17 protein-coding genes and 1 pseudogene are annotated in these 20187 nt (G+C 67.5%); 13 read left to right on the top strand and 5 right to left on the bottom strand.

Going from position 1 to position 20187, the window contains the following annotated elements; all coding sequences use genetic code 11:
• Positions 1–575: 575 nt before the first annotated feature.
• Complete coding sequence (locus tag ACWCXB_RS14885) at positions 576–1253, bottom strand: GAP family protein (protein WP_450722775.1); 678 nt, start codon at positions 1251–1253, stop codon at positions 576–578.
• Positions 1254–1671: 418 nt separating this feature from the next.
• Here ACWCXB_RS14885 and ACWCXB_RS14890 point away from each other — a divergent pair, with 418 nt between their 5' ends.
• The 4 genes from ACWCXB_RS14890 (at position 1672) to ACWCXB_RS14905 (ending at position 5606) form a co-directional block, all read left to right on the top strand.
• Positions 1672–2262, top strand: coding sequence for a hypothetical protein (locus ACWCXB_RS14890; RefSeq protein ID WP_450722777.1), 591 nt, complete (start codon positions 1672–1674; stop codon positions 2260–2262).
• Between the two features lie 120 nt (positions 2263–2382).
• Positions 2383–3735 carry a Dyp-type peroxidase gene (locus ACWCXB_RS14895; protein ID WP_450722779.1) on the top strand — a complete coding sequence of 451 codons (1353 nt, stop codon included), beginning with the start codon at positions 2383–2385 and terminating at the stop codon, positions 3733–3735.
• 55 nt (positions 3736–3790) lie between these two features.
• Positions 3791–4921 (top strand): catalase family protein, encoded by a 1131-nt coding sequence (locus ACWCXB_RS14900; RefSeq protein ID WP_450722781.1) that lies wholly within the window; start codon positions 3791–3793, stop codon positions 4919–4921.
• Between the two features lie 193 nt (positions 4922–5114).
• Complete coding sequence (locus tag ACWCXB_RS14905; protein WP_450723079.1) at positions 5115–5606, top strand: ion channel; 492 nt, start codon at positions 5115–5117, stop codon at positions 5604–5606.
• A gap of 798 nt (positions 5607–6404) precedes the next feature.
• Here the strand turns inward: ACWCXB_RS14905 and ACWCXB_RS14910 are convergent.
• Entirely contained in the window at positions 6405–8603 is a 2199-nt protein-coding gene (locus ACWCXB_RS14910; RefSeq protein ID WP_450722783.1) for an FUSC family protein, read from the bottom strand.
• Positions 8604–9112: 509 nt separating this feature from the next.
• On the opposite strand from ACWCXB_RS14910, the gene ACWCXB_RS14915 reads away from it, so the two are divergent.
• On the top strand, positions 9113–9583 hold the full coding sequence (locus ACWCXB_RS14915; protein WP_450722785.1) for a hypothetical protein: 471 nt from the start codon (positions 9113–9115) through the stop codon (positions 9581–9583).
• Here ACWCXB_RS14915 and ACWCXB_RS14920 read toward each other — a convergent pair.
• Positions 9542–10201, bottom strand: a complete 660-nt coding sequence (locus ACWCXB_RS14920) for a phosphotransferase family protein (RefSeq protein WP_450722787.1) — start codon at positions 10199–10201, stop codon at positions 9542–9544. The two genes, ACWCXB_RS14915 and ACWCXB_RS14920, sit on opposite strands and share 42 nt — an antisense overlap.
• A 405-nt stretch (positions 10202–10606) precedes the next feature.
• Positions 10607–10846, bottom strand: coding sequence for a DUF6349 family protein (locus ACWCXB_RS14925; RefSeq protein ID WP_450722789.1), 240 nt, complete (start codon positions 10844–10846; stop codon positions 10607–10609).
• Positions 10847–11109: 263 nt separating this feature from the next.
• Between ACWCXB_RS14925 and ACWCXB_RS14930 the strand changes: the two genes are divergently transcribed.
• The 4 genes from ACWCXB_RS14930 to ACWCXB_RS14945 all read left to right on the top strand — a co-directional run bounded on the left by ACWCXB_RS14930 (position 11110) and on the right by ACWCXB_RS14945 (position 15365).
• Complete coding sequence (locus tag ACWCXB_RS14930) at positions 11110–11634, top strand: recombinase family protein (RefSeq protein WP_450722791.1); 525 nt, start codon at positions 11110–11112, stop codon at positions 11632–11634.
• A gap of 471 nt (positions 11635–12105) precedes the next feature.
• Positions 12106–12696 (top strand): hypothetical protein, encoded by a 591-nt coding sequence (locus tag ACWCXB_RS14935; RefSeq protein WP_450722793.1) that lies wholly within the window; start codon positions 12106–12108, stop codon positions 12694–12696.
• A gap of 118 nt (positions 12697–12814) precedes the next feature.
• Positions 12815–14167 (top strand): Dyp-type peroxidase, encoded by a 1353-nt coding sequence (locus ACWCXB_RS14940; RefSeq protein ID WP_450722795.1) that lies wholly within the window; start codon positions 12815–12817, stop codon positions 14165–14167.
• 55 nt (positions 14168–14222) lie between these two features.
• Positions 14223–15365: a catalase family protein gene (locus ACWCXB_RS14945; protein ID WP_450722797.1), complete on the top strand. Its 1143-nt coding sequence runs from the start codon at positions 14223–14225 to the stop codon at positions 15363–15365.
• On the opposite strand, the pseudogene ACWCXB_RS14950 reads toward ACWCXB_RS14945, so the two are convergent.
• Positions 15346–15468 (bottom strand): annotated as a pseudogene (locus ACWCXB_RS14950) (DNA mismatch repair protein MutT); the annotation flags it as partial. The gene ACWCXB_RS14945 and the pseudogene ACWCXB_RS14950 overlap by 20 nt on opposite strands.
• A gap of 218 nt (positions 15469–15686) precedes the next feature.
• Between ACWCXB_RS14950 and ACWCXB_RS14955 the strand changes: the two are divergent.
• The 4 genes from ACWCXB_RS14955 to ACWCXB_RS14970 all read left to right on the top strand — a co-directional run bounded on the left by ACWCXB_RS14955 (position 15687) and on the right by ACWCXB_RS14970 (position 19536).
• Positions 15687–16916, top strand: a complete 1230-nt coding sequence (locus ACWCXB_RS14955; RefSeq protein WP_450722799.1) for a helix-turn-helix domain-containing protein — start codon at positions 15687–15689, stop codon at positions 16914–16916.
• A gap of 280 nt (positions 16917–17196) precedes the next feature.
• Positions 17197–17412 (top strand): hypothetical protein, encoded by a 216-nt coding sequence (locus tag ACWCXB_RS14960; RefSeq protein ID WP_450722801.1) that lies wholly within the window; start codon positions 17197–17199, stop codon positions 17410–17412.
• Positions 17413–18064: 652 nt separating this feature from the next.
• The gene (locus ACWCXB_RS14965; protein ID WP_450722803.1) at positions 18065–19180 is read left to right on the top strand and encodes a hypothetical protein; all 1116 of its coding nucleotides are present in this window, start codon (positions 18065–18067) and stop codon (positions 19178–19180) included.
• Positions 19177–19536, top strand: a complete 360-nt coding sequence (locus ACWCXB_RS14970) for an ASCH domain-containing protein (RefSeq protein ID WP_450722805.1) — start codon at positions 19177–19179, stop codon at positions 19534–19536. Before ACWCXB_RS14965 ends, ACWCXB_RS14970 begins: the two co-directional genes overlap by 4 nt.
• The last annotated feature ends 651 nt before the right edge of the window (positions 19537–20187 follow it).

Here is a 20187-nt window from a genome sequence, read left to right on the forward strand (position 1 = left end):
AGCTTCTTCTTCCCCTGCGGTGTCCGGATCTCTCGGATCTCGAAGGCCATCGCGTCCCCGAAGGTCGGGTGTTGCGGTGATCGTTAGAACCTAAGTGATCCCGAGGGGGCTTTGACCTGTGTGCACTCGGCAGGATTCGAACCTGCAACCTTCTGATCCGTAGGATCGGGCGGACAGTTGGGCGGAGCCTGCGCCTTCCCCACGGCTGATCGCTGAGAGTCGCGATCAACGGTCTCTGTGCGCTGTCGTTGCCGTCAAGGTTGCCGTCAGCGCTGAACGGGTGACTTCGCATGCAACGACCATTTTCAAGACCGTTCCCTTCGGCCGCTCAAGCAACCCCCCTCGGCCCCGTCCCACCTGGAGCGGAGCGGGTGAAAACCCTCTGCCCCCTTGACTCGCTCGGGGTCCATGGGTCCACACGGGGTCCACTGGTCAGGACCGCCCCGCTCCACAGCACCGGTCTTCTCCCCACCGCGAGGCGTGGGAGCGCAGAGGGCAGGCCCACAGACCGCCCGACGCGCGGGAGCTTACGGGCCCTGATCACTCGCGCCAAAGCAGCGAGGCGAGTAAGCCTGTCAGGAGGCGAGGATGCCGATGCCGTCCCCGAGCAGTTTCAGCCCTAGGACGAAGAACAGGACCGCCATCACCGCGACATTGTGCTGAGCTGCCCAGTCTTTCCAGTTGCCGAGCGTGGTCTTGGCTCGTTCTCCCCCGAGCAGGAAGACTCCCAGTGGAGCCAGTAGACCGAGGGTGGCGATCAGGACGAAGATCGCCAGAGCTGCGATCTGCTGCCCTACCGGCAGGCCGGCTGAGCCGATCGCGGCCCCCGCGGCGATGGTCAGCGGGGCGTTCTTGGCGTTGAGGGCGGCCAGGGCCAGTCCGAGTGCGAAGACCTTGACCGGCGTGAGGCGGTCGATCGCGCTCATCCACTTCGGCAGCTGGGCTTGCGAGGGATCCTTTGGGCGTCGGTGCCATTGCCGGGCGCCGAAGAGTACGAGAAACAGGCCCAGGGCGATTTTGAGGGCTCCCACCCAGGTGGCCGGATGGTTGTCTGTGGAGGCACCTGCGGGGGAGGCGATCGCCAGCATCACCGCGCCCAGTGCCGAGAGTCCCAGGATCCAGCCGATGGTGAAAAGGACTCCGTTGAGACGTCCCCGAGGCGTGGCGAGTATGAGGATGATGGCGATGATCGGGAGCGGACTGACTGCGACGGCGGCCGCGAAGCCAAGAACGTCCCCGAGAACTGCGCCCATGGTTGCCTCCGCGTGGGATCAGGGTGGCGATCCAGTCGAGTAGGGCTCGGTGCGAGAGGATGTCCCGGCCGCCTCGGCGGAACAACGGGTCGGTGTGCGATCAGCTGCGCCACTGTCTTCACGGCCGTCCGGAAATGGCTGCGCGAGAATGGTGACGACGACGTACTCACGTCCCACCGGTTCCATCTTCCTGCGCCTGGCCGGATCTGTCCTCGGGAACTTCTCCGGACCGGGAAGGATCAGGCTGGACCCCGCAGCACCGGAGTTTCCCGGGAATCCGAATCAAGTGACAACCATGCCCAGGGTCCGGGATGCGAGGCAGTGCAACCGCAGTGAGGATTGACATGTGGGGGCGATGGCGCCTCATGTTCGGGCGCCTGGCGACCCTCGCACCGATCCGTGGCAGGAGACTCCCACAATGACTGCGACGACAGGTGCAACCCAAACGGCTCACCCAGAGCGCCCGGGCAGGTCGGACGGGGTCTGCAACGAGTTCACCGTCTTCACCGAGATCAAGCCGGGCCATGCGGATGCCATGCGTGAGGATCTCGCCATGCTCGCCGACGCGACGAATGACGAGAGGGTTCATGCGGCCTTGCGCCAGATCGGCACCCTGCACGACGCACGGCACGTGATCTTCGACAACGACACCCGGCACATGTTCGCGAGCGTCTTCGACGGCTCCTGGGACACCTACATCGACGACTTCGCCCAGACGGAAGTCGGGGACCGCTTCGACAAGGTCTTCTCGCACACCGAAGGGTTCCCCGGCGTCGCCGATCCGGGAGTGAAGGACTGGTTCGTCGCCCACCAGGCGCCCGCGGGAGTCTTCGTCAGCTCATATCCCGATCTGACCGTTCAGCAGGTCTGGAAGGACCAGCGCGTAAGCGAGGCGTTCCAGGCGGTTCTGGACACCCCCGAGTTCCGGGCGGCGCTGGACAACCCGGCGAACGCCGAGTTGCTGGCCACCCCGGCCTTCCAGAAGCTGTTGGAGGAAGCCTCGGCCTAGAACCCCGGACACAGCCGACCCTCAGAGAGTCGACCCACCATCGGTGGACCGCGTCGACAGGCGCGCACCAGCCGCTGCCGGGCTGTCCAAACAGAGACCGACGCGGAGGCACAAGCGACCATGAACACAGCGGACAGCAGCAGCGCGGCCGGCGTGAGCGTCGAGATCGACGACGTCCAGAGCGGGGCACTGCGTCCACGGCCCGTGCCGTACCACGGAAGATTCGTCTTCCTGCGCGTTGATGACCACAATGCCGGACGCGCCCTGCTGCGGCGGCTGCTCCCGGTGACCTCGGGTGGTTTGCCCAGCGCGGACCGGAGCCAGGAGGCCTGGGTCGCTGTGGCGATCACCTATCAGGGGCTGAGGGCCCTGGGAGTGCCCCAGGAGTCGCTGGACAGTTTTCCGCGGGCGTTTCGTGAGGGCATGGCCGCCCGGGCGGAGCTGATCGGCGACGTGGGCGAGAGTGCACCGGCCCACTGGGAGGCACCGTTCGGAACCGGCGATGTCCACATCGCGTTGAGCGCCCTCTCCTCCGATACGGCACAGCTGGACAAGGAGCTGGAGCGGGCCCGTGTCGCCTACGAGGACACGCCCGGGGTCCAGGTGATCTGGCAGCAGGACGTCCACCAGCTCCCGACCGGGCGCACCACCTTCGGCTTCCGTGACGGCATCAGCCATCCGAACATCGAGGGCGTCGGACTACCCGGCTCCAACCCCCAGGAAGCTCCGATCAAGGCGGGCGAGTTCATCCTCGGCTACCCCGACGAAACCGGCAGCCTGCCGCCCATGCCCAGTCCCGATGTGCTGGGGCGCAACGGGACCTACGTGGCCGTTCGCAAGATCCACACCAACGTGGCGGCCTGGCGCCGGTACCTGCGCGCGAACAGCTCCAGCGCCGAGGAGGAGGCACTCCTGGCGGCCAAGATGGTCGGGCGCTGGCCCAGCGGGGCGCCGCTGACGCTGACGCCGGAGCACGACGATCCGGAGCTGGCGGCCGATCCGCACCGCGTCAACAACTTCCTGTACCGGGAGAACGACGACCGGGGGTACCGGTGCCCCGCTGGTGCACACATTCGGCGCACCAACCCCCGCGATGCCACCATCATCGGCGACGCGCGGATGCACCGGCTCATCCGCCGCGGCACCACCTACGGCCCGCCGCTGCCCGAGGGCGTGCTGGAGGACGACGGAGCCGACCGCGGCTTGGTCGGAGCATTCATCGGGGCCCATCTGGAACGGCAGTTTGAGTTCATCAAGGCCGAGTGGGTCAACGACGGCAACTTCATCGGCTACCCCGGCGAGAAGGACCCGGTGGCCGGCCATCACGGCGGGACCGGCAGCGTCACCATCCCGGAGAAGCCGGTCCGGCGCCGCTTGCAGAACCTGCCCAGCTTCGTGGTCACCCGCGGCGGCGAGTACTGCTTCGTGCCGGGTCTGCGTGCCCTGCGCTGGCTCGCTGAACTGGAGGACTGACGGCGATTCCCACTCCCTGAGGTCCGATCACGCTCTCCGAGGAGAGGTCGAAGTCATGGCAGCACAGTTCGTCCGCTACACGCCTGACGTCGAAGACGACGACCCGGACTTCGACCGCAACGTGCAGACGGTGATCGAGAAGACCGAGAGCTACATCGCCGAGTCGGTCGAGGCCGGCGGTACCGGACGGGCCCTGCGCGACGCCCATGCCAAGGGCTACGGGCTGGTCCGAGGGGAAGTGGAGATCCTGGACGGGCTGCCCCCCGAGTACGCCCAGGGCATCTACGCGACTCCGGGAACCCACGATGCACTCATTCGCTTCTCCAACGGCTCGCCCCACGCCGGAGCCGACGCGCGACTGGGCGCCGCCTCCGGACTGGCACTGAAGATGTTCGACATCCCCGGCCCGACCCTGCTGGAAGACGAACCGGACACGGGCACATTCGACTACGCCAACATCAACGGACCGATCTTCTTCTGCAACACAGTCGAGCACTACCTGTTCATCCAGGAACTGTTCCTGAACGCACCGGCCTACTTCTCCCAGGGCCGACCCGGCGTACATCGTTTCTTCACCGAGTTCGTGACCGGGAAAGGAACGCTGGACCAGGACAACTGGGCGTGGGACGAGTTCCTGGCCTTCCTGCGCCTGTCAAAGATCCCTCCGGCGAACCTGCTGCTGTCGAGCTACTGGACCATGGGCGCGGTCCGGCACGGGGACTACATCGCCAAGGTGCGCATCACCCCCGACCCGTCCTCCGCCGCCGCGGTGGTCCGGCGCGCCATCGACCCGGCCTCCGCGCCGGAGGTCTTCCGACCGGCCCTGCAAGCCGAACTGCAGGAGCGGCCCTACGCCTTCGACATCCAGGTCCAACTCTGCACCGACCTGGAGCGCATGCCGGTGGAGGACACCACCGTGGAGTGGCCCGAGCAGCTTTCGCCGCCCGTCACCGTGGCCAAGCTGCGACTGCCGCAGCAGGACATCTCAGGCCCGGACAATCTGGAGAAGATGGACGCGCTGTCCTTCACGCCCTGGCGGGTCACCACCGAGCACGCACCCCTGGGCAACATCATGCGGGCCCGCAAGGAGGTCTACCGGCGATCCTCCATCGAACGCCACAAACTCAACAAGCAGCCGCGCGCAGAACCCCGCAGCGCCGACGAGGTACTCAGCCCGACTCCATGAAAATTGATGTGCTGGCAAGCGCCATCGCGATCCGTGCTCGGCACTCCCCCTAGACCGTCGCCCGTCTCGGTTTCCGTCTCTCGCGCCCGAGCGGTCGAAGAGACTCGAGATGAACAACCCAGCAGCTGACCGAGCCACACCCCGTCGAGGCAAGGCGGCGAATCCCAGCCAGCAACGACGACGGGTCACGGCTATGTCCGTCACCCGGACGCTGTGCATCGCTGTCGGCCTGGTCACGGTGTACTACCTGTTGCCGTTGGACAGGCCCGCCACGGTCGGTACCTCAGTCCTCCTCATGTGTGGACTGCTGGCGGTGGTCCTGGTCTTCGGGTGGGAGGTCTGGCTCATCGCGCACTCGCCTCATCCGCTGCTGAAGGCCGTCGAAGCCCTGGCCACCACCTTGGCCATGTATCTGGTCCTCTTCGCGAGCGCCTACTACCTGCTCGAACGTGCTGTTCCCGGTTCCTTCAGCGAGCCTCTGAACAGAACCGATGCGCTGTATTTCACGCTCACAACGTTCACCACCGTGGGGTTCGGGGACATCGTCGCTCGGTCCGAGACGGGCAGGGTGGTGGTCATGCTCCAGATGACCTCCGGTCTGTTGCTCGTGGGCATCGCCGCACGGGCGCTCGTGGCTGCGGTCCGGACCGGTCTGCGGCGGCAAGGGCGGAAGCCGCCGAAATAAAGGCGCATTCGCCGCAGCAGCTGCTACTTCATTTCGTCCGCCGGGTCGTAGACCACCCACCTCTGTGTGGCTGGTCAGGCCCGGGCAGACCACAACGCCGTCGGCTGCTGCACCCACCAGGCCACCGAGGAAGCCCAGCGACGGCCGGATCCGCCTCAGGCTGGTTCATCCGAACGACCTGATCACGCAGTGCCTTGCCCGTCTCAGTTTCCGTCTCATTCAGCGACGGTCATCGGCGTTCAGCCGGGACCGGACCGCCAGCCCGGTTGAACGCGCGGACAGGCATGAACGCAGGTGAACGGCTCCGCGCACATCCCAGGCGACCACCAACAGACTTGGAAAGCGTGCACCAGGTCCGTGTGTTGATCAACGGCAGTGACAGCAACGGAGGCAGACCACGACAGCGGTCTGCAGTCTGCCACGGCAACGGAGCTGCCGGCCAAAGCCGGTTCCAGGGGCGTGCCCGCATCTTCCATGCGCCTGCCTCGCTCGACGGCTGGCATCACCAACTGACATCAATCACGACGGACGACCTCGGATCAGACCAGATACTGGGGGACCCAATGCCACCGGCGACCGTGTGTACGCATAGGCGCGGTAGGACCCCGATCGAACTCCTTAAAGCGGGTGTCAGAGGGCGTGTCCGGCAAGGTTCACGGTGGCGGCGGTGGCATCGATGGCGACAGGGCGAGAGCGAGGCCGCCTGGGACGGCCAGCCACAGCGCGGTGATCTTGCGGAACAGAATGGCCGCCATCTCGCCGGCGCCGAGGACCTGGTCGCCACGAACCTCGCGGTGGTCAACCCTGCGCTGCTGTCCGACCTTCCGTGGGCGGACTGATTGCCGTGACCACCCGCTGCAGGCTCGCCAGCCAGATGGCGGCGTCGACGGCGTAGTACAGCAGCGGGTCGGGGGCCCGGCCGTCCGAGGCGGCGCACACGTCGGCGATGACGGCGTGCTCCGTCGGCACGTCCGGGGCCGGGGGCTCGACGGACGCTCGGCATGGCTTCCTGGAACGCAGGTCGTACATCAGCGGCAGCGCGGTCAGCCGCAGATGGTGGGCGGCGTCGCGCAGATGTGCGGCGCTGCGCGGCCAGGCCGCCAGCGCGCCCGGCGGGCAGTGGTCGACCAGGGTCTGCCCCATGGTGATCACCCGGTTCCCGGCGAGCAGGATGGCCATCCAGTCCTTGTCGGAGGGGTGTGCCGGGTCCGGGTCACCGCGCTCGGTGGCGTACTGCGCGTAACTCGCCTCCGCGATCACCTGGGCGAGGCGGGCCCGGGCAAGCGCGTCGCCGGTCCTCCCGCCCCCGGCGATGGTGTCGATGATCTCGGTGACGGCACGGGTGCCCTGGTCCAGCAGCCGAGAGCAGGCCCGCCGCAGCTCTCCGCCGCCGCCTTGCGGCCAGGCCAGCAGCCCGACCAGGGCGCCGGTGACGCCGCCGATGACGATGTCCGTGAACCGGACCGCGGCCACCCGCGGTCCGGTGGGAACGAGCTGGGCGAAGACGGCGATCGTGGCGATCGTGGAGAACGCCTGGTTCCACCCCACGCCGAGCACGGGCTTCGCCGAGAACGCCAGAAGGTACAGGGGCGGCATCACGACCGCGTACACCACCAGGTGGTCGCCCACGAAGTACACCATCACAGCTGCCACGGCGGCCCCCGCGAGCGTGCCGCCGAATGCCGGCCACATCGCTGTGCGGGTGCCCGCGGCGCTGGTCCCCATCACGGTGATGGTGGCCAGCAGTGCCCAGTTGCCGTGTGCCAGATCGAGCACGCCCACGATCAGCCGGGCGGCCGCCAGGGCCAGCGCGATCCGGACGGCGTTCTGGAAGTACACCGACCGTGGTGTCAGATGGGCCTGCAGACGGCGCGCATAGAGCGAGAGCGGGGACCGCCCTGCGTACCAGAACGGGCCCGGCCGCTCCGCAGGCGGCGTCGCATCCGGGGGCACGGGCGCGCCGAGCGCGATCCGCACCGCCGTGACCAGGAAGGTCCCGGTGTACGCGATGTCGAGGGCGATCGCGCCGCCGTGCACCACGGCCGCGCTGTTCGCGCCCTGTATCGGCGGGCGGATGCGGTGGGCTTTGAAGTCCGCCGCGGCGGCGGTGTATGGGGCGTCGGAAGGCGCCGGGCCCCGGCCTGACAGCCCGAGGGCGGCGTCGTGGCATGCGGTGGCCGACGCCAGCAGCAGACGGGACGCCGCGGGGTCGCGGGTGCCGGGGGTGTCGCGGGCGTCCTGCGTCAACTGCCTGGTCTGGGCCAGCAGATGACGCATGTAGGTGGCGCCCTGGCACAGCGCCCGGTGCCGCGCCGACGCCGACGTCGGGCGCTCGTCGTCCGGCACCCGGCTCATCCGCAGCTCTTGCGACGCCGTCATCAGCCGCTCCGGGCTGTCCAACGGTGGTGACCGCGGCTCCGCCGCGAGCTCCCGCAGCGTCCGGGACGCCACCGCCGCGGCGCGCGCCAGCCGGTCCGCGTAACGCCCCGGCGCGGGAGCCGGCAGCAGCCACCTCTCCGCCGCCGCCATCAGCACCATCCCGGTCGCCAGCCCGGCCAGGCGCGCCCCCAGCGTCGCCGGGGCGTACGGCGGAATGCACGCCAGAATGTAGAACGCCAGGAGGCCGCCTGCCAGCCCCCCCACCCGGGGCCCACCCACCCCCGCGTAGGACACCAGGAAGCCCACCCCGAGCATCCCGAGTGCCGCCGTCCACGAGTGCACCCCGAGCACGGTACCCAGGGTGACCAGCGCAGCCGCGACCGGCAGCGCCGCCAGCAGCGTGAGGGCGCGCTCACGCGGCGTACCCGGGACGAAGGACATCCCACCGGAAGCGATCGCGCCGAACAGCGCGTAGACCGCCGCGACATGGTTCCCCAGGCCGTAGCGCGCCACGTAGAACCCCGTGCAGGCCACCAGCGTCACCCGCGCCGAACGACGCACCGCCCGCAGGCCCGGATCACGGGCCCTCAGCCACTCCAGCCCACCGCCAAAGGACACCCGTGGCCTCCTCGTGCATTCGGCACAGCGCACGCCCACCCCCACTCATCACGGTAGGCCGGGCGGATGAGCCCGGCCACCGCGCACCCGGGAACCGGGTCTGGGAACGCGCGCGACGGCCAAAACCGTGCTTGTCGGCCGGGAATCAGCAGTTGCGGGAACTGGTGGCAGAGAAGCTGGCGGAGGACCAGGCGCCGGAGCAAAGGAGATAAAGAGCAATCCGCCCACACCAAATATCCTCTCAGCCTCAGAACCTCCCGAGCTACCGAAATGACTTCCATCGGCTGTTCTGGATAGAGCTACGGATCAATCGCAGGGCGAGGCCAGCTGTAGGACGAGGGGGAGATCTGCCCCCCGGGTCCTCCCGATGTCGGACATCGAAGCTCTCTGCGGCGGGCCCGCGCCCCTTCAAGCCTCCACGTCATCTAGGAGCCGCCCACCGGCGGCGATCCCGGCTCCAGGCACGTGCCCTGTCTACCGCACAGGACCGCAAGGGCGCTGCCCGCGCCATGAGTGAGGCTGAGCGGTTCTTCGAGCGAGCGGACGGCGCCGACGATCCTGCGTGGCTCTCCTACATGGACGAAGCCGAGCTGATCGGCGAGTTCTGCCACTGTTTCCGCGACCTCGGACAGGGCTCCGAAGCAGTGCGCTTCGCCGAACGTGCCGTGGCGCTCACCGACCCCAAGTACGCACGCACTCTTGGCTTCTGCCGCATGGTGCTGGCGCAGAGCCAGCTGATCAATGGGGACCTTGAAGCCGCCGTGACGACGGCTGGTCTCGCCGTCGAAGCCGGGGACGCCTTGGAGTCCGCACGGTTCCAGCGGTACGTGGGCGACTTCCAACGTGCGCTGGCCACGCATGCGGCAGACCCCATCGTGAAGCAGTTCAACGGGCAGCTACGTGACGCGATGAACCGGCTCAACGACGAGTCGGCGCGATCAGCCCGCGCTCCAGTTGCGCGGCGCATCCTCGTTCCGTAGCGAAGAGATCCGGCGGGCGTACTCGGCCGCCGTCTCAGCACTCTCTGCGATGTTCTGCATGAGCCACGTCGTCATGTTGAATTCCTGCACGGCCCGCAGGGTGGGGAAGCCCGACCACGTACGGAGGTCACGCCGGTACGCGCCGACGAAGGCGCCGTATTCGTCCTTGGTCTGCCAACCGAGACTGTGATGCTCCGTGGCGGTGACCATCAGGTCCCACTCGGGAAAGTCGAAGCTGAACCGTTCCAGGTCGATCAGGATTACCTGATCATTGCGGTCCACCATGAGGTTCTGCACATGGGCATCCCCATGCACGGGACCCTTCTTGGACTCGAACCGCAGGTCTGCCACACGATCCCGAAGCTCACGTGCACGCTTCTGCAGGAACGCTCGATCGTCCTCGGGTATGCCGACCGCCGCGTTCAGCCGTCGCTCCGTCCGGTCGAGAACCGGATACGGGGGCAGAGACAGTGTGCCCGGCAGGCTAAGGGAGTGCAGATCCCGGAGGACCGCGCCCAGCTCGCCGTACGTCGCCTTCCTGTCGCCCTCCTCGATCAGATGCCAGAACGTCACCGGGTGACCGCCGACGACCAAGGGTTGCTCCAGGTCGTCGATCACGCGAGTCACGGGGAAGCCCTCAGCCGATGCGTGCCGAGGCTGAGTCCTTTTAGAATCGTCCGTGATCTTCCCCATCCAGCCGGTCTCTTCCTGTTTTCGCTGGTCAGGGGGCTAGTCGCTTCCGACTTCCTCTTCCGGCTTCCTGATCCTTCCCGGTCCTTCCGTCCACTGCGTGTCCACTACGGGTCTACGCGCCCCCTCCCCCTGTCGCTCGAAGCCGTGAGGCTGAGGCCATCGACGCAGGCTGCGGCCGTTGCATGGAAGAGATTTGAACCCGCGGGCAGCGGAGTGCCTTACCGGCGTAGCGGGTTCTCGCCCCCTGTGCCCGGGGGTGGAGCTTCGCGGCTTCTCGCAGGTCAGCCGCCCTGTCTCAGCATAGCGCGCGGCCGAGCTGAACCGCCCTGTTCAGGCCGCCTCGGCCTGAACAAATACGTGCAGCGGCAGAGTCTCTACGACGGCCGTCGGGGGCGTCCTCCTATTGGGCGGCCGGACGGCCAAGTCGTATCCGCCTCCAGGCGCTGCGCCGGGTGTGTGCCGTTTCTCGATGCCGGTGCGGATCGTGCGCACGGGGCCGCCGTTGTCGAACCAGCCGTCCGGGTAGAGGTGGGTGGCGTGGATCAAGCCGCGTTCATGGTCTCTTTCCATGACCGCAGACGAGAAAGACCAGCAGACAGACGCCCGGTTACGGCGAGCCCTCCGGGCAAGGCAAGCCGCCGGTTCTCAGCGGACCAAGAAGCACTCTTCCGACTGGACGGGCGAGACCGCAGCGATCTATTGCCGTATCTCCCACGCCAACGACGACGACCAGACAGGCGTGGAGCGTCAGGAGCGCATCTGCCGCGATGTCGCCGAGCGACTTGGGCTTAGCGTCGCTGAGGATCAGGTCTCGTGGACAACAACCGGTCCGCATGGCAGCGCAAGCGCAAGCGCCAGGGTGGGACGCCCTGCTCGCCGAGGCCGGCAAGGGCCGCATCCGCCACGTGTTGACGTACCATCCCGACCAGCTGATGCGTCAACCGCGCGATCTCGAAGAGCTGTTGCAGATCGCAGACGACCACGACATCACGCTTCATGGACAGGCAAACCGGCGCGATCTGGCGGACCCGGACGACCGTTTCTTTCTCCGTATCGAGGTGGCACACGCCTGCCGCTCCAGTGATGACACCTCGCGCCGGCTGATCGATTCGATGATTGACCGGGCGCAGGATGGGCGGCCCCATACCGGCAGGCGTCGCTACGGGTACGACAAGACCGGCACGCAGATCATCCCCGAAGAGGCCGCCATCGTGCGGGAGGTCTTCACCCGCTACCTGGACGGCGACTCCCCGGTGCAACTCGCCCAGGAGCTCTATGACCGTGGTGAGAAAGCTGCCGAGGGCCGGAACTGGAACGCTCCCCGAGTGCGTGACCTTCTGGACAACCGTGCGGGCTGACCGCGACGGCGGCCGCGAAGCCCAGTACGTCACCGAGAACGGCGCCCATGCTTGCCTCCGTGTGGGTTCAGGGTGGCGATCCACTTGAGTAGGGCTTGGCGCGAGAGGGTGTCCCGACCGCCTCGGCGGCGCAACGGGTTGGTGTGCGATCGGCTGCGCCACTGTCTTCACGGCCGTGCGGAAGTGGCTGCCCGAGAATGGTGACGACGACGTACTCGGCACGTCCCACCGGTTCCATCTTCTTGCGCCTGGCCGGATCTGTCCTCGGGAGCTTCTCGGGACGGGAGGGATCAGGTCGGACCCCGCAGTGCCGGAGTTTTCCGGGAATCCGCCTCAGGTGACCACAGGGCCCAGGGCCCGAGGATGCAAGGCAGTGCATCCTCGGCCAGGATTGAGTCGTGAGGGCGATGGCGCCTCATGTTCGGGCGCTTGGCGACCCTCGCACCGATCCGTGGCAGGGAGAATCTCACGATGACTGCGAAGACAGGAGCAACCCAGTCAGCTCACCCCGAGCGCCCGGGCAGGGCGGCTGGGGTCTGTAGCGAGTTCACCGTCTTTACCGAGATCAAGCCGGGCCATGCGGATGCGTTGCGTGAGGATCTCGCCGCGATGGCCGCCGCGGCGGGTGCCGAGAGGATTGATGCGGCGGTGCGCCAGGTCGGCACCCTGCATGACGCCCGGCACGTGATCTTCGACAACGACACTCGGTTTATGTTCGCCAGTGTCTTCGACGGCTCCTGGGACAGCTACATCGACGACTTCGCGAAGACGGTAATCGGGGCGAACTTCGACAAGGTCTTCTCGCACAGCGAAGGGTTCCCCGGCGTCAAAGATCCGGGGGTGAAGGACTGGTTCGTCGCCCACCAGGAGCCCGCGGGGGTCTTCGTTAGCGCCTATCCCGATCTGACCGTTCAGCAGATTCTCAAGGACCAGCGCGTGGATGACGCGTTCCAGGAGGTGCTGGACACCCCCGAGTTCCGGGCGGCGCTGGAGAACCCGGCCAACGCGGAGTTGGTGGCCACGCCTGCCTTCCAGAAGCTGTTGGAGGAAGCCTCGGCCTAGAACCCGGACACAGCCAACCCTCGGAGCCCGCCCACCCTCGGTGGACCGCGTCGGCTGGTGCGAGTCGGCCATTGCATGGCTGCCCGGGCAGAGACCGATATGGAGGGCACAAGCGACCATGAACACAGCGGACAGCAGCAGTGCGGCCGGCGTGAGCGTCGACATCGATGACGTCCAGAGCGGGGCACTGCGTCCACGGCCCGTGCCGTACGAGGGAAAGTTCGTAATCCTGCGCGTTGATGACCGCCACGCCGGGCGTGCCCTGCTGCGGCGGCTACTCCCGGTGACCGCGAGTGGTCTGCCCAGTGCGGACCGGAGCCAGGACGCCTGGGTGGCTGTGGCACTCACCTACCAGGGGCTGAGGGCCCTGGGGGTGCCCCAGGAGTCGCTGGACAGCTTTCCACGGGCGTTTCGTGAGGGCATGGCCGCCCGGGCGGAGCTGATCGGCGACGTGGGCGAGAGTGCACCGGCCCACTGGGAGGCACCGTTCGGAACCGGCGATGTCCACATCGCGTTGAGCGCCCTCTCCTCCGACACGGGACAGCTGAACAAGGAGCTGGAGCGGGCCCGTGTCGCCTACGAGGACACGCCCGGGGTCCAGGTGATCTGGCAGCAGGACGTCCACCAGCTCCCGACCGGGCGCACCACCTTCGGCTTCCGTGACGGCATCAGCCATCCGAACATCGAGGGCGTCGGGCTGCCAGGCTCCAACCCGCAGGAAGCCCCGATCAAGGCGGGCGAGTTCATCCTCGGCTACCCCGACGAAACCGGCAGCCTGCCGCCCATGCCCAGCCCCGATGTGCTGGGGCGCAACGGGACCTACGCGGCCGTTCGCAAGATCCACACCAACGTGGCGGCCTGGCGCCGGTACCTGCGCGCGAACAGCTCCAGCGCCGAGGAGGAGGCACTCCTGGCGGCCAAGATGGTCGGGCGCTGGCCCAGCGGGGCGCCGCTGACGCTGACGCCGGAGCACGACGATCCGGAGCTGGCGGCCGATCCGCACCGCGTCAACAACTTCCTGTACCGGGAGAACGACGACCGGGGGTACCGGTGCCCCGCCGGTGCGCACATCCGGCGCACCAACCCCCGCGATGCCACCATCATCGGCGACGCGCGGATGCACCGGCTCATCCGCCGCGGCACCACCTACGGTCCTGCACTGCCCGAAGGCGTGCTGGAGGACGACGGCGCCGACCGGGGCCTGGTCGGAGTCTTCCTCGGAGCGCACCTGGAACGGCAGTTTGAGTTCATCAAGGCCGAATGGGTCAACGACGGCAACTTCATCGGCTACCCCGGCGAGAAGGACCCGGTGGCCGGCCATCACGGTGGAACCGGCAGCGTCACCATCCCGGAGAAGCCGGTCCGGCGTCGCCTGCAGAACCTGCCCAGCTTCGTGGTCACCCGCGGCGGCGAGTACTGCTTCCTGCCGGGTCTGCGTGCCCTGCGCTGGCTCGCTGAACTGGAGGACTGACGGCGATTCCCACTCCCTGAGGTCCGATCACGCTCTCCGAGGAGAGGTCGAAGTCATGGCAGCACAGTTCGTCCGCTACACGCCTGACGTCGAAGACGACGACCCGGACTTCGACCGCAACGTGCAGACGGTGATCGAGAAGACCGAGAGCTACATCGCCGAGTCGGTCGAGGCCGGTGGCACCGGACGGGCCCTGCGCGACGCCCATGCCAAGGGCTACGGGCTGGTCCGAGGAGAAGTGGAGATCCTGGACGGGCTGCCCCCCGAGTACGCCCAAGGCATCTACGCGACCCCGGGAACCCACGACGCCCTCATTCGCTTCTCCAACGGCTCGCCCCACGCCGGAGCCGACGCGCGACTGGGCGCCGCCACCGGACTGGCACTGAAGATGTTCGACATCCCCGGCCCCACCCTGCTGGAAGACGAACCGGACACGGGCACATTCGACTACGCCAACATCAACGGACCGATCTTCTTCTGCAACACAGTCGAGCACTACCTCTTCATCCAGGAACTCTTCCTGAACGCACCGGCCTACTTCTCCCAGGGCCGACCCGGCGCACATCGCTTCTTCACCGAATTCGTGACCGGAAAGGGAACACTGGACCAGGACAACTGGGCGTGGGACGAGTTCCTGGCCTTCCTGCGCCTGTCGAAGACCCCTCCGGCAAACCTGCTGCTGTCGAGCTACTGGACCATGGGCGCGGTCCGGCACGGGGACTACATCGCCAAGGTGCGCATCACCCCCGACCCGTCCTCCGCCGCCGCGGTGGTCCGGCGCACCCTCGACCCGACCTCGGGGGCGGAGGTCTTCCGGCCGGCCCTGCAAGCTGAGTTGCAGGAACGGCCCTACGCCTTCGACATCCAGGTCCAACTCTGCACCGACCTGGAGCGCATGCCGGTGGAGGACACCACCGTGGAGTGGCCCGAGCAGCTCTCGCCATCCGTCACCGTGGCCAAGCTGCGACTGCCGCAGCAGGACATCTCCCAGCCGGAGAATCTGGAGAAGATGGACGCACTGTCCTTCACACCCTGGCGGGTCACCGCCGAACACGCACCCCTGGGCAACATCATGCGGGCCCGCAAGGAGGTCTACCGGCGATCCTCCATCGAACGCCACAAACTCAACCAACAGCCGCGCACAGAGCCCCGCAGCGCCGACGAAGTACTCGGGCCGGCCCAGTCACTCGGGCTGTGAAACAGACGTTGAACTGCCTGCGCAACTCACCGTCTGAATAGGCGATGATGTGACGTCTGAAGCGAACGGTGCGTACCAGATTGTCCATCGTCGCTGTCAGCCCTTGGCAGTCCCGTCCGCTCGTGGCCTTGGCTTCAGCGCCAGAGATCGCTCAATCGGCAGCGTCTTCTGTCCTTCCAGCCACGGCGGCTGTCTGACCTAGACCACCCCACAATCGATGCGCCGCCTCGGTACCGTCGAAGGTAGAAGCCCCGACGGATGGAGCACGATGCCTCGCCGCTCGCTGAACCGCCGGCACCTCGCCCATAGGGGGGAGCGCTGATGCTGGAAGAAGCCGAAGAGATTGGCCGTCGCGCACGCCGCGCACGACTGCGCCTCGGTATGACGCAAGCCGACCTCGCTGCCGCCCTGGGCAAGACTCAGGGCTGGGTATCCAAGATGGAACGCGGCCACATCGAACTCGACCGCGTCGGCCTGCTCAACCTGCTCGCCTCGGAATTGCACGTACACCCGAACGACCTGATCGGGCGGCCGTACAACAGCTCTCCGGCCGAGAATCAGTGGCAGGTCTCCGCCGCAGCGATCATGCGGGAGCTGCGCCGATACGACCTCGCTCCCGTCTTCGACGGAACTCCGCGCCCAGCCGGTCAGCTGTGGCAGGAAACCACCCGACTGCACCGCCTCCGCGATGCTGCTGCGAACGTGGCGATCATGCAGGTGCTTCCCGACCTGTTCCGTGAGACACGCGCCCTGGCCGAAGTCGCTTCGGGCCACGAGCAGGAAGAGGCGTACGCGATCTACGCGGTGTGCTGCAAGTTCGCTCACACTGCCGCCCACGCCCTTGGCCACCCTGAATTGGTCGCCATGGCATGCGAACGAGCTGCATGGTCCGCACGCCTGTCAAGCGACCCGGTGCTGCCTGCTGTCGCCGACTGGATGCGCGTCTGGGACATGTGGGCCACAGCGGACTGGGATGACGCCATTGCCCTGTCGGATAAGGCGATGCGCAGTGTGCAGCAGGACTACGACCGGGGTGAGCCGCTGGCCCTGCGGGCGTGGGGAACGCTGCAACTGCGCGCGGCTGTCTCGGCTGCACGGGGCGGGCGCAAGGCCGAAGCGAAGGACCGGATCAAGCACGCGCGGGGTGCAGCCAAGCGGATGACGGATGCCGTCGGCCCTCCGGTCTACGACCGTCACAGTCTGACCTTCTCGGCGGGCAACGTGCAGATCCACGCGATCAGCGTCGCCCTGGAGATGCATGAGCAGCGCGAGGCTCTGTCGATAGACCGACGCACGAGTAGGGAGCTGATCGAGTCGCTTCCCAACTCCCGTCAGGGCCACCACCACATGGACCTGGCTCGCGCCTGGCTGTGGGACGGAAACCGTGACAAGGCGCTGAAGGAACTGGAGAAGGCCGAGAGCATCGCCCCTCAGCTCGTCCGCAATCACCCCATCGCGCGGTCAACCCTGCGCAGCATCGTGTACGCCGAACGCGCGAGCACCCGCGAGAAGCTGCGCCGCATGTCAGACCGCTTCCACCTCGACGGATGAGGGCCGTATTCCTGCGGTTCATATTGAGCCCCGGAGACGTTCCTAGCTTCGGGGCATGGCCAAACAGATCTCGGAGCAACTCCCGTTACGGGGCTATGAGTTAACACCGGGCACCCCGTTTCATCCCCGCCTTGGCGACCTCGCGCTAGACCTCGCGAAGGGCGGGATGATCGGGGTAGTCGTCGCCCTGCCGAGTGACACATCAGCGTCGTACCACTTGCGCCCGCCTGGCGGTGGTGACGACTGGCGGGCCCGGAACGACGGAAGCACCCTGCGCCCCGTGCCCGTCCCGGTCACGCACGTCACACCCATGAAACGGGATGCCGTCTACGACCACCGCGCAAAGCAGGCCGCAGTGCCCGTCACGGTGCACTACGAGGACGGCGGCTCCTGCGAGACCATGCTCGTACTCACCCCGGCGCAGGTCGAGGTGTACTACGCCCAGCTCGGTCGGCTCATCGAGACGCGCGAATCGGCTCAGGAGCACCGCCGGTGACCCCGGCCGTGCTGACTCTCGCTCCGCCGGCCTCTGCACGCGCCCCGATGCGGTCGCCCGTCGCCTTCCGCTGTGAGGCGACCGCTCACGGCATCATCGGCACGCGCGAAGTCCTACTCGCCGCCTACCGTGGCCGGTCCCCCCGTCTCGCCGCCCGCTGGCTACGCGCCGAAGCACTCCACCTCGCCGGGCTACTGTCGCCGGACCCCGCTGCCGAATTCCTCAGCGAAGCGCCGCTCGCCATCACGGGGCCGGTGATGCCTCGCCCTGATGCCGAGCTACGTGAATGGGCCAGTAGTGACCAGGCGTACGAGCACGCGCTACGCGCACTCGCCGCAGGCCGGGCCTTCGTGTTCATCGTGACGGACTACGACGCCCGGTACTGCCTCCGAGCGAATCCGCTGCCCACACGACGCCCGGTCCCCCCACAAGCCCCCGTCCCCATCCGGTACTCCCCCCACTCCCCGGTGGGGGCGGGCCGCCACAGGAGACCTCGTGCGCGGCGCCCCATCCGATGACTCCCGCCCCCGCGTCCTTTCCTGGTTTCCCCCGGCGCGGGGGCGGGTGCACCACCCGACCGGAGCTCCACCGCTGCACGTACACACGCCGCCTCGTGCGGCGCGTCCTGACCATCTACCGAGGGGAAGTCGCGGTGACCACTTATCCCATATCGCCGAACACCGTGCTCGCCAACGCGCTCACGAGAGCTGAGGACCTGATCAGGCCGCACATCGTCAACGCGGAGCCGGAGCGGATCGTGTTCGTGGTGGGAACGCAGATCAACGGAGCACCGCACATCGGCACGTCCCTGGTGCAGTCGCTCACGTTCGCCACCGCGTCCCGCGTCCGAGACCGGTTCGGAGTCCCGGCCGCAGTGCAGTTCGGTGCCCTCGACAACGCCCCGTACGCCGTCGTCACCGACAAGGAGTCCGGTCACCGCTACCAGCGGGCCTACGCTCAAGCTCTCGGCGCGGACGGCATCGCCGAACAGGTCGACAAGCTGTACCGGCCGCTGTTCGCCGCACTGTCCGAACGGCTGAAGGTGCCCTACTCAGTCGAGACGTACACCCAGCAGCAAGCGGTCCAGCACTTCCGGCGTACCTGGCTGCGGGTGCTGCCTCGCTTGGACGCTGCCCGCTGGCACCTGTCCCCGTCGACCGGCGTTCCGCATGTCCGCGTCCCCTGCCCGCGTCCCGGCTGTGGGTGGGCCGAGAAACACGCCGAACGCACCCGTGTACGTGACGACGGCTTCGAGCGAGCAACCATCTCGGCCGTGTGCCTGCACCATGGCCCGTACGAGGTCGTCATCGAGCCCACGAACGGCGGATACCTGGACCTGGCCACCCTCTACCGGAACCTGGTCAAAGAGGTGGCGATCAGTGGGGCAGTCGGTACGCTGTACGTCATGGTCAAGGGCAGCGACTGGATGCCCGGCTGCATCCTTGTGGACGGCGCGCTGCAAGCCGTCGGCCTCACCCGCGGACAGTTGCCCGCGCGGATGTTTTGCCCCCAGGTGGTCACGGACACGGGAGCGAAGCTGTCCAAGTCCCTCATCCGTGAAGGACGCGCGCCCTTGCCCGACGGTGCCGCCCCGTGGATGCTCGACACCCGAGAGTGGCCCGGCTCGTTGACTGAGTACGTCGACCGCCTGCTTGGTCTGACCGAAGTGTTACTCGCCAATCCACGCCACTTCTTCCGCTCGTACTCGGCCGGTGAACTCGGCCGACTCATGGCCACCGCAACAGCTAGGAGCGTTCCCGCCCGATGACGGAATCTGCCGCCACGCGCTTCCGCGAACTGAACCTCTACCGCCGGTACTTCGACCTTGTCGCCGCCGGCCAGAAGACGATCGAGGTGCGGGTGAAATATCCCCACCTCGGAGACCTGGCTTCCGGCGACGTCATCCGCTTCTGCATCAAGGGCACGGACGAGAGCTGTGACGTCCTGGTGAAGCGGGTCACGGAGTACAAGACGTTCGAGGAACTACTCGACGGGGAGGGCCCGGCGAACGTCAACCCGGCCTCCTCCCGAGAGCAGCAGCTCGCCAACATCCGCGAGATCTACCCGGCGGAGAAGGAAGCGCTCGGCGCACTCGCCATCGAAGTCGAGCTGCTGCCCCAGTAGCCCGCCCTATCGCCTTTGTCCCCCAAGAGGGCGGTATGGCTCCCTTGCGCCCGCCGACCGTGCCGAGAGCGGCGGGCGCCAACACGAGACCGGACCACCCCGCAGCCTGGACAGCGATCCGGGGTGGTCCGGTTTTTGGAATCCCTGGTCAGGACCCCGGTGCCGATGGGAACCGGGGCGGTCGGCGTGCTCATACGCGGGTGCGGCTGCAACCCCCCTTGCCCGTTACCGAGTTGCAGGGGCCGCTGTTGCAGTCTGGTCGCCCGAATCCCCGTCCTGACCTGAGCCACCGAAAGTCAGCCACGACGGCGGGTGTGCCGAGCGAGCACCCGTCACGTGTGTTTCCAGCAACCCCCCGCTGGCCTCAGCCACGCTTCCTCCACTCGTCACGGCCCTCGGCCCTCCTCCGGCCTGAGCGTTGGCGACGCAGATGCCTGGAGCATCGGCCTGCCTGCGGCTTTGAGTTCCATCGACTGCGGAGCGTGGGCCGGTCGGATGGCGGGGTCTTGCTTGGTCGGTGTCGGCCTGGCCCTGGTGCTCGGACTGGTCGGGTTGCTTCCTGATCCAGCTGTCCGCCTTGGCCGTTCTTGCGCGCTGAGCGGGTAGGGGCCGCCGGAGCGGTGGCGGAGACAAGGAGCGGCGGCGGCCCAT

It is taken from the genome of Streptomyces sp. NPDC001514 (genome assembly GCF_053597075.1).